At 72.0% G+C, this 16546-nt stretch carries 12 protein-coding genes and 2 pseudogenes; 9 read left to right on the top strand and 5 right to left on the bottom strand.

The annotated features are described in order from the left end of the window. Positions 1–2292, top strand: a 2292-nt coding sequence (locus CLM62_RS05180) for an ALF repeat-containing protein (RefSeq protein ID WP_179381950.1), incomplete at its 5' end; no start/stop codon positions are given. Next, positions 2280–2660: a DUF6086 family protein gene (locus CLM62_RS05175; RefSeq protein ID WP_095748672.1), complete on the top strand. Its 381-nt coding sequence runs from the start codon at positions 2280–2282 to the stop codon at positions 2658–2660. The genes CLM62_RS05180 and CLM62_RS05175, both read left to right, overlap by 13 nt. Positions 2661–2728: 68 nt before the next feature. On the opposite strand, the gene CLM62_RS05170 is transcribed toward CLM62_RS05175, so the two are convergent. Next, the gene (locus CLM62_RS05170) at positions 2729–5845 is read right to left on the bottom strand and encodes a sacsin N-terminal ATP-binding-like domain-containing protein (RefSeq protein WP_095748671.1); all 3117 of its coding nucleotides are present in this window, start codon (positions 5843–5845) and stop codon (positions 2729–2731) included. 705 nt (positions 5846–6550) lie between these two features. Between CLM62_RS05170 and CLM62_RS05165 the strand changes: the two are divergent. After that, positions 6551–7054 (top strand): annotated as a pseudogene (locus CLM62_RS05165) (IS200/IS605 family accessory protein TnpB-related protein); the annotation flags it as partial. A gap of 356 nt (positions 7055–7410) precedes the next feature. On the opposite strand, the gene CLM62_RS05160 reads toward CLM62_RS05165, so the two are convergent. Further along, entirely contained in the window at positions 7411–8334 is a 924-nt protein-coding gene (locus CLM62_RS05160) for a DUF3027 domain-containing protein (RefSeq protein WP_095748670.1), read from the bottom strand. A gap of 291 nt (positions 8335–8625) precedes the next feature. Here CLM62_RS05160 and CLM62_RS05155 point away from each other — a divergent pair, with 291 nt between their 5' ends. From CLM62_RS05155 to CLM62_RS05140, 4 genes are all read left to right on the top strand, one after another. Continuing rightward, positions 8626–10125, top strand: coding sequence for an MFS transporter (locus CLM62_RS05155; RefSeq protein WP_095748669.1), 1500 nt, complete (start codon positions 8626–8628; stop codon positions 10123–10125). Positions 10126–10196: 71 nt separating this feature from the next. Continuing rightward, the gene (locus CLM62_RS05150) at positions 10197–10688 is read left to right on the top strand and encodes a hypothetical protein (RefSeq protein ID WP_095748668.1); all 492 of its coding nucleotides are present in this window, start codon (positions 10197–10199) and stop codon (positions 10686–10688) included. Between the two features lie 13 nt (positions 10689–10701). Beyond that, positions 10702–11451: a futalosine hydrolase gene (locus CLM62_RS05145; protein ID WP_095748673.1), complete on the top strand. Its 750-nt coding sequence runs from the start codon at positions 10702–10704 to the stop codon at positions 11449–11451. Then, on the top strand, positions 11435–12298 hold the full coding sequence (locus tag CLM62_RS05140) for a 1,4-dihydroxy-6-naphthoate synthase (protein WP_095748667.1): 864 nt from the start codon (positions 11435–11437) through the stop codon (positions 12296–12298). The genes CLM62_RS05145 and CLM62_RS05140 overlap by 17 nt, the downstream gene beginning before the upstream one ends. Positions 12299–12354: 56 nt before the next feature. Here CLM62_RS05140 and CLM62_RS52625 read toward each other — a convergent pair whose 3' ends face one another. Beyond that, positions 12355–12738 carry a cold-shock protein gene (locus CLM62_RS52625; RefSeq protein ID WP_095748666.1) on the bottom strand — a complete coding sequence of 128 codons (384 nt, stop codon included), beginning with the start codon at positions 12736–12738 and terminating at the stop codon, positions 12355–12357. A gap of 163 nt (positions 12739–12901) precedes the next feature. Between CLM62_RS52625 and CLM62_RS05130 the strand changes: the two genes are divergently transcribed. Beyond that, a complete protein-coding gene (locus CLM62_RS05130) occupies positions 12902–13150 on the top strand; it encodes a hypothetical protein (protein ID WP_095748665.1) in 249 nt (82 codons plus the stop codon). Here the strand turns inward: CLM62_RS05130 and CLM62_RS05125 are convergent. Continuing rightward, complete coding sequence (locus tag CLM62_RS05125) at positions 13129–13779, bottom strand: HAD family hydrolase (protein WP_095748664.1); 651 nt, start codon at positions 13777–13779, stop codon at positions 13129–13131. The genes CLM62_RS05130 and CLM62_RS05125 overlap by 22 nt on opposite strands. A gap of 52 nt (positions 13780–13831) precedes the next feature. Continuing rightward, on the bottom strand, positions 13832–14887 hold the full coding sequence (locus CLM62_RS05120; RefSeq protein ID WP_095748663.1) for a hypothetical protein: 1056 nt from the start codon (positions 14885–14887) through the stop codon (positions 13832–13834). A 248-nt stretch (positions 14888–15135) separates the two neighbouring features. On the opposite strand from CLM62_RS05120, the pseudogene CLM62_RS05115 reads away from it, so the two are divergent. Beyond that, positions 15136–16546 (top strand): annotated as a pseudogene (locus CLM62_RS05115) (DNA-binding protein); the annotation flags it as partial.

Raw genomic sequence — 16546 nt, 5'->3', positions numbered from 1 at the left:
GCGGCCAAGCGCCACGCCGCCGAGGCCAACCGTGCCGCGGCCGCCGCCGAGACCCTCGCTCGCAAAGCGGCGAAGGCAGCCCGCGAGGCCCGTGATGCCGCGAGATCGGCGGCCACGCACGCGAACAACGCCAGCAAGGCGGCCCTGGACGCGGCCGAGCACGCCGGCCAGGCCGCACAGGCCGCGGCCAGGTCCACGGAACACGCGAACGCCGCCACCACCGCTGCGAATGCCGCCACCACCGCCGTGGCCAAAGCCCAGGAAGTCTTCACCCTCGCCCGCGAGGTCGAGACCGAGGAACTGATCGGCCGCACCAACGCGGGCATCGAACTGGCCAAGGACGACAAGGCCGCACACGACGCCCGCACCGCCGCGCAGGCCCAGCGGGAGAAGGCCGCCAAGGACCGGAAGGCCGAACGGGACCGGTTGGTAGCCGAGGCCGCCAAGCCCGGCGCCGACCTCGCGACCGTCGCCGACCAGGGCCGCGAACTGGCCGTACTGGTGATGAAGAACGGCACGGCATGGGGCCGCGCCGCGGCCGAGGCCGCACTCGCCGGCCCCGACGAGGTCGTCCTCGACTACCTGCGCAACGGCTGGAGGACCGCCGAGCAGCAGGACGAGCGCTCCTACGTCGAGCGCCTCGCCGAGGAGAGCGAGGACAAGGCCGTGCGCGACGCGGCCGAGGCAGCCCTCGATGGCGACGCCGCCGCCGTCACGGCCTTCGTCGACAACGGGCAGTACCAGGCCGGCGCCGAGGGCATGCGTGTCGCCATCGCGCAGGTCCTCTCCGATGCCGGGCCCATCCTCACCGAGGCCGGCCGAACCGCCCTCGCCACGGGCAACTCCAAGAAATTCAGCGAGTTCCTGGTCAAGACGCAGCACACCGCACGGACGCAGGACGAGCGGGTCAGGGCGGCGCAGCTGGTCAACAGCGGCAGCCCCGAAGTGAGGGCGGCGGCCCGTATTGCTCTGGAGGGTTCGCCTCAGACGCTGCACGCCTTCGTCGTCTCGGGCCAGTACAAGGCGCAACGCAAGGACCACCTGGCCGCAACCCACGTGGCCCAGGTCCAGAAGCTGATCGCGGACGCGGCGAAGGTCGCTGCCACAGCCCAGCAGAACGCGGCGACGGCCCAGAAGGTTGCCGCCACCGCCCGCAAGGCGGCCGCCGAGGCCAGCGACTGGGCGAAGAAGGCCAACGACTCCGCGGCCAAGGCCCAGGACTACGCCAAGCAGGCCGACCAGTACGCCAAGGACGCCGAGGCGTCCGCAGTGCAGGCCGCGGCGTCCGCCAAAACGGCCCGGGACGCCGCGAACCGCGCGGACATCTCTGCCTCCGATGCGGCCAGATCGGCGGCCGACGCCACGCTTTCCTCCGAGGTGGCCCAGGCCGCCGCGTCCAACGCGGCGTACTACGCCGACCAAGCACGACAGTCGGCGGTCGCGGCAGGAAAGGACGCGGATGCCGCGCTCAAGGCGGCCACCGAGGCGTTCACCATCGCGATCACCAAGTACCGGGAGGAGGCAGAGGCACGGCGCAAGGCCGCCGTGGAGGCCAAGGAAAAGGCGAAGAACGACAACGGAGCGCGCGCCCGCGAGATGTACCGCTGTCAGCAGGGCTACATCCCCTGCGACCGGGAGGGCTTCGTCCGCTGGTGCCAGCAGTCGGACATCTACTGCGACATCCTCGGCCACGGCAAGGAGTTCGGCGATGCCATGGAGGACCTCTGGAACGTGGAGAAGGAGCTCCTCGGCATCGGCAACTTCGAACAGTGCCTGCAGAAGAAGGACCTCGACCACTGCAAGGGCCTCGCGGTGGACGTCCTCATCGGCGGCAAACTGAAGACCCTGGACCGGGTGTACGACGAGCTGAAGCTGCTGAAGCGCGGCTGCAGGATCGTATCCGGCACGAGGACAATGACGGCCGCGAAGGCGGCGGCGAGAGGGACTGGGAAGGGGTGTCTCGAAGGGGAGAAAGAGTACAAAGTTTACGATCCCGTGACCGGAAACATCATTACCGACATCGACCACTTCGAGGACGACGTCCTCTGGGAATGGAAGGACACGTTCTACGGCAGCGACGATTGGATCCTCAAGCACATTGACGGAAAGTTCGAGAAGTACCTGCGGGCTCGTAAGCATCTGCCCCAGTGCTGCTATGCGAACGCTCCGATCGGGTTCCGGTACACGCACCAGAACATCGATCCAAAGTTCAGGGCGGCGGTCGAGGCCCGGATCCAGTACTTGCGGGAGAAGTACCCGCACGAGGACATCAGGCTGAGGTGGGACCACTGAGCTACGAATTCGAGACGGCCGACCGGACCAGGACTCTCTGGGACGCGGGCTACCACAGCGGACACCTGTACGTGGCCCTCGCGCAGGGCGCCGGTGAGATGCTGCGACTGCCCACCGGCCTGACACCCAACGAGCTCGGCGGCTGCGACGTCGACCTGGAGACGTTCCAAGCCTTCACACAGGGCATGTACGACTCCTATTGCTCCACCACTAGCTTCATCATGCACGACCTGATGCGGGGCTTACTGCTCGCCTCGATCGTGATGCTGGAGAAAGGCGGCGGCACGATCGTCCGCGTTCCGGAGCGTGAGGCGGGTCTCCTGCAAAAGCACGACACTTACGTGCGCGGCATGTGGGTGGAGGACTGACCAGACAGTCCATGCAGTGAAGAACGGCCGCTCCACCGGAGTCTCCGGTGGAGCGGCCGTTTCGGTTCTCAGTCGAACCAGCGATCCCGCGCCAACTCCTCCGTCCGCGAAGGATCCTCCAGCAACGCCGCCACCTCGAACCGCCGCGGCCACTGCCCCGCAGCCCACGCCAGCCCGGCGGCCACGCCCTCCAGGGTGGCCGCGTGCAGAACCCCGTCCGTCGTCAGGCGCCAGTCCAACGCGACCCCGTCGACGACGAGTTCCTCGTGCTCGACGTACGACGACGGCGTCCGCGCCCCGAGCAGCACCCGTACCGACTCCGGTACGTCGTGCTCCGTGCCCTCGGAGGACACCTCGCCCGTGACGGACTCGCTCAGTCGCCGCACCTGGAAGAGCTCGGCCAGCTCGGCGGCCCGCGTCGGCCGGACCGGCAGCAGCGGCATGCCGTCGGTGAACGGCAGCAGATCCGGCGAGTCGACGACCACCGCGTCGGCCGCGTCCACGACCTCCACCCGCCCGTCGACGACGGCCCGCAGCTCGTCCGGCAGGGTCACCTGCTCGGGGTCCAGGTCGGCCAACGCGCCGTAGAGGGCGTGCAGTTGGGCGGAGGTGACGTGACGGTCCGGGTCGGCGAGGCGGTCAAGGAGCTCCGCCGCACCCCCCGGCTCGTCCAGCAGCGCGGCCACCGACGTCCGTACGCCCAGTGCCCGCAGCACCTGCTCGTCGTCGAAGCCGGTCGCGTCGGCCTCGTCGTACAGGCCGCGCAGGAGCGGGTCGCCGCCGGCGGCGAGCAGGCCCGCCGGGCGGCGGCCGTCGAGTACCGGGTGGCCGCGCAGCCACCAGGCCGTGTACGGCCGTACGACCTCGTGCGTGCCGTCGGGGAGGAGGATCCGCACCGGTTGGACGATCGCGTCACGCAAGGGGGGCTGTGACAGCAGAGCCAGCGCCTGGGGCCACTTGTCGTCGTCGACCAGGTCCAGGTCCCGTACCGCGACGAGCTCCGTGGCGACCGGCGGTACGGGCGTGTCCGGGAAGCGGTCGAGGATGTCCTCGCACCACACGTCCACCGCGTCGAGCAGACCCGCGTCGTCGGGCTCGGCGAAGTCGCCTTCGCGGGGCTCCAGTTCGTCCGGGTCGAGGACGACGTCGGTGGCGCGGACGAGGGCGAAGTTGGCGAGGACGCCGCAGGCGGCCAGCGGTTGTTCGCCCCACTTGTCCGCCAGCTCGGCGTCTACCGTGGCGAGTTCGCCCTCGCGCATGACCTGGTGGAACGGGCTGCCGGGAAGGACGAGTTCGCCCGCGGGGGCTGGTTCGCCGTCCTCGTCGGGGAGGGCCAGGGCGCCGAGCCAGGGCTCGTCGCCGGGCTCCAGGCCCGCGTCCCGGACCAGGGCGAGGACGGTGTCGGCCAGTTCCTCGGCGTCGGGGGCGTCCTGCTCCCAGTCCAGGCCGCCCTCGTCGTCGAGGGACGTGGCTACGGCGGCTCTGACCTGGGGCGTCGTGAGGACGGCTCGCGGGGTCGCCGGGAGGGCGCCGAGCTTCTCCAGGAGCGGGTGGGCCGCGTCCGGGTGGGCGACCTTGAGGCCGAGCCGGGCGAGGATCTCCGGGTCGATACGGGCCGCGTCCGGGGTGGGGGGGAGGACCTGGCGCGGGCCGATGGCGGTCCGGCCGTCCGCGAGCGGCACGGGCAGCCCGGAGAGCCGGTCCGGGTCGACTCCGGCGAGGCTGTCGTAGAGCCGTCGCCACCAGTCCGGCGCCTTCTCCAGCCCCGCCAGCCGGTCCACCGCGTCGGTCAGGGGGACGCGGGCGACGCCCAACGTCCGCAGCTCCACGCGCCGTTCGAGTCCGGCGGGGAGGAGGGTGGGGAGCACCTCGGCGAGGACGCGCACGGTGTCGGTGCCCGCGCCTTCCACCACCTCGGCGTCGCGGGGGCGGAGGGATTCGGGCAGGTCGGTGTCGTGGCGGGTGGGTTCGAGGGCCGGGGGCAGGAAGGAGGTCCGGGGCAGCCGTTCGAGGATCGCCTGCCGCAGCGCGCCGTCCAGCTCGCCCTTGCCCAGCGGGCCGGGCACGAGGTCGATGATGCCGGCGGTCACCGGCCGCCAGTCGGCGAGGAGTTCGGCGTACGCGTCCGCCGCCCGCTGCACCAGGAAGTCGGTCAGCGGGCCGGGCGCGGCGTGCCGACGGGTGGAGTCCAGCGGGAAGGACGCGATGAGCAGGGCGGGCACGCCGAGGGGCTCGTCGCTGGGGGTGGGCGCGTGGACGAAGGGGCTGGTGCGGGGGCGGACCGGGGTGCCGTCGGTGGCGTCGACGGGCACGGCCCAGGTGACCGACCAGTGGGGGCGCAGGCGCTCCTCGACGGGGCGGTCGGCGAGCAGGTCCGGCGTGAGCGGCCCGTGCGCGGCGGCCGTACGCCAGTAGGTCGTACCGTCCCGCGAATCCTCTACGACGGTGAAGGCGCCGTCGGTGCGGCGGCGCAGCGTCCGCGTCTCCTCGGTCTCGATCACGACCTCTTCGAGGCCGGGGAGGGCGAGGAGGAGGGCGTCGTCGACGGCGGCGAGGAGGCGTTCGGCGAGGTCGGTGGCGGCCGCGTCGCGCAGGGGCAGGATGACAGCCGTGTCGTACGGGTCCGGGGCAGTGCCCTCGGCGGCGAAGGGCAGCCGCAGGAGCGGTACGTGCCCGTCACGGCGACGGATCTCATCCCCCAGCCCCGGGCTGTGCCGGGCGGTGTCGGCGGCCAGGACGCGGGCTTCGCCGAGGGACCAGCGGACACCACCGTGCCGGCCGACGACGGCGGGCTCGTCGGTGACGGCGAGAACGGCGGCGAACCCGACGCCGAAGCGGCCCACGGAGGGGGTATCGCGTTTGGCGGAGGCGCGGAGGGTCGACAGGGACTCCACTCCCGCCGCGTCGAGAGGGGCGCCGGTGTTGGCCGCGACGAGAACGCCGTCGCGGAGGGTGAGGCGCAGGTGGCCGGGTACGCCCGCCCTGGCGGCGGCATCGGCGGCATTCTGGGCAAGCTCGACGACGAGCCGGTCCCGATACCCCCCGAGGACGAGATCTTCCTCGGCGTTGGCGTCCTCACGGAAGCGGGCGGGGCTGGTGGCCCAGGCGTCCAGCACGCCTCGCCTGAGACGGGCGGTCCCGAAGGGGTCCGCGCCCTCGGCCGCGGGCCGCACGAACTTGCTCACGTTGCCTTCTCCTCGTCGATGTGAGGACGAAGGTACCGCTTGGGGGGCGTGGGTGCGGCGGCGCCTGCCTCGGGGTAGGTGGCGGGGCTTCGGTGGGGCTCCGGGCATGGTCAGGCGCGAGTTCGCCGCAGGAGCCGCCGTGGGTGCCGCTGCTGTAGCCGCGCTTCCACTGGCGGGACTGACAGATCCCTCGGCCGAGCGCACCGCAGACCGGGTCGGCCGCCTGGACGGAGTCCATCGGCACCGTGGGGGCCGCCCGCTTCTTTGCCAGTGTCGTGCTTCCGCGAGCCGAGTAATGGGCGGATGGCCAGGTGGGTGGGCCCTTGGGTTGGCTGAGCTGCGCGAGCCCCGAGCCCGCCCCCTTCCGCAGCACGGGGAGCGGAGTAGGTGGAAGCGGGCGGTAATTGGCAGATCTGTTCCACCCCCGCGAGGGAAAACCGCAGGTCACGAGGCCGTGCGTGTGGAACAGATCTGCCAATTACCAGGCGAGCGCCCGATTTGTCCGGCGTCCCGGTCTGTCGTCAGGTGCTTAGTCGGCTCGAAGGGCCCGGTCCCCGCACCGCACCCCTCACTCACCGTAGGTTGCCGAACCGACCCGGTGTGCCGCCACCCGGCCGGTGCGGCTCCGGCCACATGCGGGCCGATCGCCGCTGAGCTGACAGAGCGCCCGTCCCAGCCACCGCGCCGCACCCTCACCGAGCCGTCTCGTCGCGGTGGGCGGGCAGTATCACCAAGGCGACGCATGATCAGTGGGCGCTGTCGCGGCGTGCGCGGCTCGCCCACATCCAGGGCCTGGAAGCCGGGGTGCGCACGATCGCGCACCGGTTGTCGCTGCCGGTGGGCGAGAAGGGGACGAAGCGGGCGCCGGGCGGCTACCACTCCCGGCAGGAGTGGTTCGCCAAGTCGCGTCGGCTGCACCTTCTGGAAGACCGGCTCGCGGCCGAGCGTGCCGATCGCGAAGCTGGGCGTGTGCGCGTGGTGCGGGGTGGGAAGCGGCTGGCCCGCAACCGTCACCACCTCGGACGAGCGCAGCTCACCGAGGCCGAGTGGCGGCAGCGGTGGGAGGCCCGACGCTGGTTCCTCCAGGCGGACGGCGAGAGTGGCAAGCGGTTCGGGAACGAGACGATCCGCGTCACGCCGGACGGTGAGGTCAGCATCCGGCTCCCGGCGCCGCTGGCGCATCTGGCGAACGCGAAGCATGGCCGGTACGCCGCTCAGTCTCTAGGAACGGTTCGTGGCGACGGCGGTCGCCGTGCGGGAATCGAGGTGGAGATGCCCGAACCAGGGCCCGGCCATGTGTGTAGTGGCCTCCAGCGCGACGTGCAGGTTCCCCGCAATCCCCGGACCGCGTCAGCCGCCGTCGTCACCGCGCTGGGCACGCGGGCGCGGGAGATGGACCGCTGGATGGCCCGCTGAGCCGCTCCGCCCAAGACCGAACATCTGCTGGAGGTGGGGCGATTGCGCGCGTCACGCTTCAGGTCATGCCGACGAACACAGAGGTGGGAGCCCCGGCACGATGTGCCCAGGGCAGGACCAAGCCCCGGCTGGGCAGACCGGTACGTCCCTTACGAGTGCCCCAACTCCACATCCTCGTCGGAAATCTCCGGCACCGACCCCGAATCCCGCGCCGGCCGCAGCGGAAACGGGTCCACCCGCGTCTCGTCGATCACCGGCGGAGCCGGTCGCGGTGGCTTCGGCATGACCGCTGCCTCGGAGTGGCCACCGCAGCCGTACGACAGGGAGACCATCCGCCCGTCGGCCGGTGAGAACTCGTTCGCGCAGACGCCGAAGGCCTGGCCCAGCGATCCGCCGATCGGCACGAGGAAGCCGCAGCTCACGCAGGACGCGGGGGCCGCCTGGGCCATGGGGGTCTTGGCGCCGTAGGACTCCTCCCAGCGGTCGGCGGCGACGTGCAGGCCGTAGCGGGACAGCACGCGGGCGCGGCGCATGCCGAGTTCCTCGGCGATCGCGGCGATCGAACCGCGGACGGGGGCGACGGGGAGGTTCGCCGGGGCGGCCTGCGTGACCTCCGCGTCCTCCGCCTCGACCAGCTCGGCCATCTCCCCCGAGACGGGCGAGCTCGGCAGCGGCTCGTCCTCGCCGGTGTAACCGGGCTCCAGGCGGAGGTCCTCGGCATCGGTGGGGAGCAGGTCGCCCGGGCCCATGTCGCCCGGCCGCAGGCGCTCGCTCCACGGCACCCACTCGGGGGCGAGGAGCGCGTCCGGGCCCGGCAGCAGGACCACCTCGTCCAGCGTGACGACCTTCGCGCGGGAGGCGCGGGCGACCGTCACGGCCCAGCGCCAGCCCCGGTACCCGAGCTCTTTGCACTCGAAGAAGTGCGTGACGACGCGGTCACCCTCTGATACCAGACCGGAGTGCTCGCCTACGACACCTGGCGCGGCGGCCTCCTCCGCGGCGGAGCGGGCGAGGTCGACTGCCTCGGCGCACAGGCGGTCGGGGGTGCGGCTTCGCGTGGTCGCTGCGCTCACAGGTATCGCTTCTCTCCTACGCCGTCTCTCGGGTGCCGCTGCCTGTCGGCGGCGGGGCGGACGGAGCGGACCCGGGGACCGCGTCGACGTCCACGCCCGCTCACGCTCGGGCGCACCTCTACCACCCATTCTGCGGGATGGCTGAGATATGCACGCTACCTGTTCGCGTGGCCCTGGCCTACACCGACGCCTACACCCGCCGGACTGTCACCGGACTGTTCCGCGTGGGAAGTGCGCGGTCATGCGCGCGTAACCGCACTACACACAGCTTTCTCGGGGCACTATGACGGGGTGGCAGCCGCGAAGTCGCCCCAAGATGCCACCGGGATCGGTGGTCCCAAAGGAACGCCCAAGGGGATCAGAGGGATCACGGGCACCAAGGGAAGCAAAGGCATCAAAGGCATCAAGGGGTTCAAGGGGAGCAGTCGAGGCAGCGGATCGGGCCGGGTCGGCGGCTCTCTCCGCTCGGTCGGCCGTGCCCTGCACCTCCCCGTCACCGGCCCCGCCCGCGGCATCCGCAAGGCGACCCACGCGCACGGCGCCGGCGAATCCGGCCTGGGCAAGCTGATCGAGCTGCACGGTGTGAACGGCGCCGGGGATGTGATGATCACCGTCGCCCTCGCCTCCACCGTGTTCTTCTCCGTCCCCACGGACGAGGCCCGCGGCCGGGTCGCGCTGTATCTCGCGATCACCATGGCTCCCTTCACGGTCCTCGCCCCGGTGATCGGTCCGCTCCTCGATCGCCTCCCGCACGGCCGCCGTGCCGCCATGGCGGGCGCGATGCTCGCCCGTGCCCTGCTCGCGCTCGTGCTGTCCGGCGCGGTCATCTCCGGCAGCATCGAGCTGTATCCGGCCGCGCTCGGCGTGCTGGTCGCGTCGAAGGCGTACGGCGTGGTGAGAAGTGCCGTCGTCCCCCGGCTCCTGCCACCCCGCTTCTCCCTGGTGAAGGCAAACTCGCGCGTCACCCTCGGCGGACTCCTCGCGACCGGCATCGCCGCGCCGGTCGCGGCGGGGTTGCAGGCGATCGGGCCGCGCTGGCCGCTCTACGGCGCCTTCGTGATCTTCATCGCCGGTATGTTCCTGTCCTTCTCGCTGCCGCCGAAGGTCGACTCGGCCAAGGGCGAGGACACCGCGCTGCTGGCGGCGGACGAGGAGCACCTGCACGGGCCGCACCTCAAGCCGGTCAAGCGTCCAGGGCTGCGGACGGTCGGCATCGCCGTCACCCACGCCCTCGGCGCGAATGCCTCCCTGCGCTGGCTCTCCGGCTTCCTGACCTTCTTCCTCGCCTTCCTGCTGCGGGAGCACCCGCTGACGGGCGAGAGCGCGGCGGTGTCGCTGGGCCTGGTGGTCGTCTCGGCGGGCGTGGGCAACGCGCTCGGTACGGCGGTCGGGGCGTGGCTGCGTGCGAAGGCGCCGGAGATCATCATCGTGGCGGTCGTCGCGTTCGTGCTGGGCACCGCGATCACGGCCGCGACCTTCTTCGGCGCCACCCTGGTGGCGTGTCTGGCGGCGGTGGCCGGGTTCGCGCAGGCCCTCGCCAAGCTGTCGCTGGACGCGCTGATCCAGCGGGACGTGCCGGAGCAGGTGCGTACGTCGGCGTTCGCGCGATCCGAGACGCTGCTCCAGATGTCCTGGGTGTTCGGCGGGGCGGTCGGCATCGTGCTGCCCCTCAACGGCACGCTGGGCCTCTTCGTGGGCGCCGCGATCGTCGCCACGGGCTGGCTGACCACCGTCAAGGGCCTGTTGAGCTCGGCCCGGCAGGGCGGTCCCGCGCGGCCGAGGGTGGTGTGAGGATCTCCTCGGGTACGGCGCGCCGCACCCCGCGTGGGAGGACGCCTGTGGGCGCCCGATAGCCTTCGGGCATGACCACGCAATCCGTAGTGCGACGCCGCCGCGCCGTCGCCGCCGCCGGCGCCGTTACCGCCGGACTGCTCGTCCTGACGGCCTGCGACAAGCCGACGCCGCGCGCCACCGTGACGGTGGGCCACGACTCGGTGAGCGCCGAGGCCGTGTGCTACGAGGACGGCAAGAACCTCGGCCGCGAGGAAGCCACCAAGTGCGCGCTGAAGAAGGCGTCGGACACGATCAAGGTGCCGCAGAGCGAGACGCTGCGCATCGGCGTCGACCCGGAGGTCGCGGACACGGGCTGGGCCCTGTGGATCAACGGTCAGCAGGTCACGAGCGTGTACAAGAAGACGTACTACTCCTTCCAGGGCGTCGACCTCTTCGCCGACCAGCAGGGTCAGGCCGCGCCGAAGACGCTGAACATCAGCATCGTCGAGCAGAACAAGGCCGCCCAGAGCGACGAGTTCAAGGGCGTGTGGAACTTCAAGCTGGAGAATGCGGACGCGTGAGCCGGCGCCGGCCATGCGCGTTCTTGTAGCCACCGCGGTTTCTGTCGAACGGGACGCGGTGGCCAGGGCGTTTGCCGGGCCTGTGCGTGAGGTGCGGGTTCCGGGGGCGACCCTGGGTCGGCTGTCGCTGGGGCCGGTAGGACCGGTGCCCGGCACAGCAGCAGTCACCGTCGACGTTCTCGCCGTCGGCGTGGGCCCCGCCCTCGCCGCCGCCTCCACCGCCTCCGCCCTCACCGCCGCCGCCCTCGATGGCGCCCCCTACGACCTCGTCGTCTCCGCCGGGATCGCGGGTGGTTTTCAGCCCGAGGCGCCCCTCGGGTCGCTCGTCGTCGCCGATGAGATCACCGTCGCCGATCTGGGCGCCGAGACCGCGGACGGGTTTGTGCCGGTGACCGAGCTGGGCTTCGGGAGTGTCAGCCACCGTCCGCCGGAAACACTCGTACGAGATGTCGTGGCCGCGACCGGCGCGCGTCCCGGCGCCGTACTCACCGTCTCCACCGTGACCGGCACCGCCGAGCGCGCCGCGGTACTCCGCGCCCGCCACCCCCGCGCCCTCGCCGAGGCCATGGAGGGCTTCGGGGTCGCCGAGGCGGCGGCCCTGCACCACACGCCCGTGCTGGAGCTGCGCGCGGTCTCCAATCCGGTCGGCCCGCGCGACCGCGCCGCCTGGCGCATCGGCGACGCCCTCACGGCCCTGACGGCGGGCTTCGGGAAGCTGGCGCCCGTACTGGAGAGTTGGAACCCACATGACCCCACCGAGTGAGCCCGTGCGGCCTCTGCAGATCGCCTACTCCCCCTGCCCCAACGACACCTTCGTCTTCGACGCCCTCGCCCACGGCCGTGTCCCGGGCGCCCCCGCCCTGGACGTGACCTTCGCGGACATCGACATCACCAACGGCATGGCCGAGCGCGGCGAGTTCGACGTGCTGAAGGTGTCGTACGCCGTGCTGCCATACGTCCTCGACGAGTACGCGCTGCTGCCGTGCGGGGGTGCGCTGGGCCGGGGTTGCGGGCCGCTGGTGCTCACGCGGGAGGCGGGGGTCGACCTGACGGGCCGTACCGTCGCCGTGCCGAGCGAGAGGTCGACGGCGTATCTGCTGTTCCGGCTGTGGGCGGCGGACACCATCCCGGGCGGGGTCGGCGAGATCGTGGTCATGCCGTTCCACGAGATCATGCCCGCCGTACGGGACGGGAAGGTGGACGCGGGGCTCGTCATCCACGAGGCGCGCTTCACGTACGGGAACTACGGGCTGCACAAGCTGGCGGACATGGGCGAGCACTGGGAGAACACGACCGGGCTGCCGATTCCCTTGGGTGCGATCATCGCCAAGCGTTCGCTGGGGGCCGAAACTCTGACGCGTCTGGCCGATTCCATTCGCACATCCGTACGCGCGGCTTGGGACGACCCCGAGGTCTCCCGCCCCTACGTCATGGAACACGCCCAGGAAATGGACCCGGCCGTGGCCGACCAGCACATCGGCCTGTATGTCAACGAATTCACCGCAGACCTCGGAGAGGACGGCTACGCGGCCGTCCGGGGGCTCCTCACACGCGCGGCGGCCGAGGGGCTGGTGCCGCCCCTCGGCCCGAACGCGCTTGATTTTCCCTGACCGGATGACCGGGTGCGGGTGATCGGGTGCGGGTGATCGGGTGACCGTGCCCCGGGTCAGACGTCCAGCTGGTCGGCGACCGCCCGCAGCAGGCCCGCGATCTTCTTGCCGGCGGTCTTGTCGGGGTAGCGGCCCCTCTCGAGCATCGGGGTGATGTTCTCGAGGAGGGTGGTCAGATCCTGGACGATCGAGGCGAGTTCGTCCGGCTTCTTGCGTGTCGCGGCCGCGACCGAGGGGGTCGGGTCGAGGATCGTGACGGAAAGAGCCTGGTCACCGCGCTGCCCGGCGACGACTCCGAACTCCACTCGCTGTCCGGGCTTGAGCGTCTCGACTCCGGCGGGGAGGACCGAGGAATGGACGAAGACGTCACCGCCGTCGTCGCGGGAGAGAAAGCCGAAGCCCTTCTCGCTGTTGAACCACTTGACCTTGCCGGTAGGCACGTCTGTCCTCGTCCTCGTACTCGTCGGAAAACTGCTTCTGAAACGGCTCTTGATAGCACTCGGGCGGGTCGTCGGGACCCGCCGGTACCAAGGCTAATGCTCTTCAGGCCGGTGACAAGACGTCACCCGGTTGTTCCTTCGCGCAGGGAACTACCCTGGTCCGGTGCGTGACAAAACCCAAACGAATTCCGCCGCGCCCGGTGACCGACTGATCCGTACCGGTGCGATCCTGTTCTTCATCGGTGCCGTGGCCACTCTCGTCACCGTGGCGCCGTTCCTTCTCGGTACGACGCCTTTTCCGACGTACATGTTCGGTTTGAGCATGCTCATGGGCGTCGGGTTCCTGGTGTCCGGCGCAGGCGTACTGCAGTCGATCGCGGCGGGACGCCGTCAGGCGCGGGCGGGGCGATAGGCGGAAAGCCACTCCGGGAACTCGGTGAGGTCCGCGAGGACCACGTCCGCCCCTGCGGCGCTCAGCTCCTGCGTGCCGCACGGGCCCGTCGCCACCGCCACCGACAGCGCGTCGGCGGCCCGGGCGCCCCGGACGTCGCCGACGTGATCGCCGACATAGACCGTTGCCCCGTGCTCGCGCAGTGCCTCCGCCTTCCGCTCCGCCCACAGGTCGCCGACGACCGCGTCGGGCTCGATGCCCAGGTGCTCCAGGTGCAGCTTGGCGTTGGGCTCGTGCTTGGCGGTGACGACGACGGCCCGGCCGCCGGCCGCCCGCACGGCCGCGATCGCCTCGCGGGCACCGGGCAGCGCGGGCGTCGGCACGATGGCGATCGTCGGGTACATCGACCGGTAGAGGTCGCCCATCGCCTCCACCTCCGCCGCCGGGAACCAGTTGACCAGCTCCTCGGCCAGCGGCGGCCCGAGCCGGGTGACGGCCAGATCGGCGTCGATGTACGTCCCCGTCCGCTCCGACAGCGCCAGGTAGCAGGCTCGGATGCCGGGCCGGGAGTCGATGAGGGTCATGTCGAGGTCGAAGCCGACGGTCGGGGCGGAGAAGGCGGAGAGGGCGGAGAAGGTCGTCGAAGCCATATGGGCCATTGTGCCCAGCGGGTACGCGGGTCAGGCACCGAGCGGGTGTGACCTACCTCTGCTTCTGCGACCGCCACACCAGGAACAGCGCCGACGCCACGGCGGCGCCCCGCACCACCCACGGCCAGGTCTCGGCGACCGCGTCGCTCATCTGCCCCTCGGCGATGGGCGCCCAGCGCCCCTCGGCACGGCCCCACAGCCAGACGATCCCGGCCGTGACCGACAGGCCGGGCAGGATCATCACCGCCCACTTCGTCTCCGCGTCGGACAGCCGCCGCGAGGCGTAGGCGATGACCCAGCCCAGCAGCAGGGCGAAGAGGTTGCCGAGGATCGCACCCGCGGCGAGGAGTCCGGCGGCGAGGAGCAGGAGGGGGTTGGTCCAGCGCCTGCCGGTGCCTGTGCCTGGGGCTACGCCCTTGCCCTTGCGCCGCAGCGCGGGCAGCAAGCGCCGCCGGCGACGGGCCGGGGCCTCCACGACGGCTTCGGCCTCCTCGGCCTCCTCGGCCTTCTCCAGGGCCGGCGCGGGCTTCTCGACCGCCGTCTCCTTCGGTGGCGGCGGCTTGAGCAGCTCCGGGATCTCCACACCGCCGACGAACCCCGGCACGCTGTCGCCGACCCCGAAGGGGCTGCTGTCCACCCGCCACCAGTCCGGCTGCGTCGCGCTGTCCCCGAGCTCGTCCACGCCCGCGAGGTGCGGCGGGGAGGGCCCCTCGGAAGGCTCGGGACTCGGGGCCGCCTGGGCCGGACGCGGGCGCGGCACGACCCGCCGCAGCCCCTTCGGCCGGCCGCCGTCGTCGGACTCCTTGTCCACGGCTGCGTCCACGGTGCCGGCCCGCTGCACGGGAACGGAGGTGGCCGGCGCCTGCTGGGCGCTGCCGCCGGTGCCGCCCGCGGCTTCGACGACCTCGTCCGGGCTGCCGAGCCGGGAGATGATGCGGCGGACGGCGGCGGGGCTGTCGACGGGGGCCTTGGCCCGGCGTCGCTCGATCTCGTTGCGCAGCTCGGAGACCAGGCGCATGCGGGCGGCCGACGGCAGCTGCCGCTGCTGCGCCACGTCACCGACGCGGCTCAGATACTCGTAGACGACCTGGTCACTCTCGATACCCACGAAGTCCCCTCCGGGGTCGGTGCGTTGGATACCCCGCTGGATGACGGTATCGCGTATTTCCGGCGGCTCGGAGCTGCGACCTGGGGCGGCCGAGAACGCCGGTCAGCACATCTCAGCCCGTCCGGCGTTTGAGGACGAGGCCGCAAGGCCGATGGGGGTCTGGGGGCAGAGCCCCCGGGGACGCGCGCCCTCACTCACCCGCACCTAGTCGGCTCAACCGCCGGAGGCAACCCGCTAACGTAAGTCGGATGAGCAACCCGGCCACACCGCCGCGTTCCCTCGCGGAGGCGCTCCGTGCCAGGGACGACACCTCCCTGGCCGCACTCCTGCGCGCCCGCCCCGACCTCATCACCCCCGTCCCCACCGACCTGACCCAGCTGGCCACCCGCGCCGGCACCCGGGCCTCGGTCGTGCGTGCCCTGGAGCGGCTCGACCGATTCGCGCTGCAGACGGCGGAGGCGCTGGCGGTGGCGGCGGACCCGGCCCCGTACGAGGAGTTGCTCGGTCTGCTGGCCGGCGACGCCGGCGACCCGGAGGTGGCGGCGGCCCTGCCCCGTGCCCTCGGGACCCTGCGCGAACAGGCCCTGGTGTGGGGCGACGACGACCGGCTGCGTCTGGTGCGCACGGCCCGTGAGCTGCTCGCGCCCTCGCCGCAGCATCCGTCGCCGACCGGCCTCGGTCCGACGGTCCAGGAGGCGACGGCGGGTATGTCGCCGGGGCGGATCCAGGAGATCGTCACGACGGCCGGGCTGCCCTCGACCCACGACTCGGTGTCGGCGGTGAACGCGCTCACCGCCCTGTTCACCGACCGCAAGCGGATGGCGAGGCTGCTCGCCGACGCGCCCGAGGAGTCGCGGGAGGTCCTGTCCCGCCTGGTCTGGGGGCCGCCGTACGGTCAGGTCACCGCCGACCCCGCGGCTCATCTGCGCTGGCTGCTGGACCGGGGGCTGCTGCTGCCGACGGCGCCAGGGACGGTCGTACTCCCCCGGGAGGTGGCCCTGCACCTGCGCGACGGCCGGGCCCACCGCACTGTCGAGCCGCTGCCACCCGCCGTCGAGGCGGCCGCCACGCACCGTCCACAGGTTGTGGACGCGACGGCGGCCGGGCAGGCGTACACCGCGCTGGCGACCATCGAGGAGCTGCTGAAGGACTGGGACGAGGGCGGGCCGACCGTGCTGCGGGCGGGCGGCCTCAGCGTTCGCGACCTGAAGCGCACCGCCGTCGCCCTGGACGTCTCGGAACCGGTCGCCGCCTTCTGGGTCGAACTCGCCTACGCGGCGGGCCTGATCGCCTCCGACGGCGAGGCCGACGAGCGGTACGCGGCGACCCCGGCCTACGACGAGTGGCTGGAGCAACCGGCGGCACAGCGCTGGGCGCGGCTGGCCGAGGCGTGGCTGGCGGCGACGCGGACGTCCGGGCTGATCGGCGGGCGGGACGCGAAGGACCGTACGTTGTCGGCGCTGGGGCCGGGTCTGGACCGGTCCGCGGCGCCCGAGGTACGGCACCGGGTGCTGACCCTGCTGGCCGGGCTGCCGGAGGGCGCCGCGCCGTCGGCCGAGTCCGTGCTGGCCCGCCTGCGCTGGGAGCGGCCCCTGCGCGGGCCACAGCGGGAGGAGGACCTGCGCGCCCGGCTGGCCCGGTGGACGTTGTCCGAGGCGG

Origin of the sequence: Streptomyces sp. SA15, from assembly GCF_002291145.1 — a bacterium.
In the GTDB taxonomy this organism is placed as follows: Bacteria; Actinomycetota; Actinomycetes; order Streptomycetales; family Streptomycetaceae; genus Streptomyces.
This window is presented reverse-complemented; position numbering and strand designations above follow the sequence as displayed.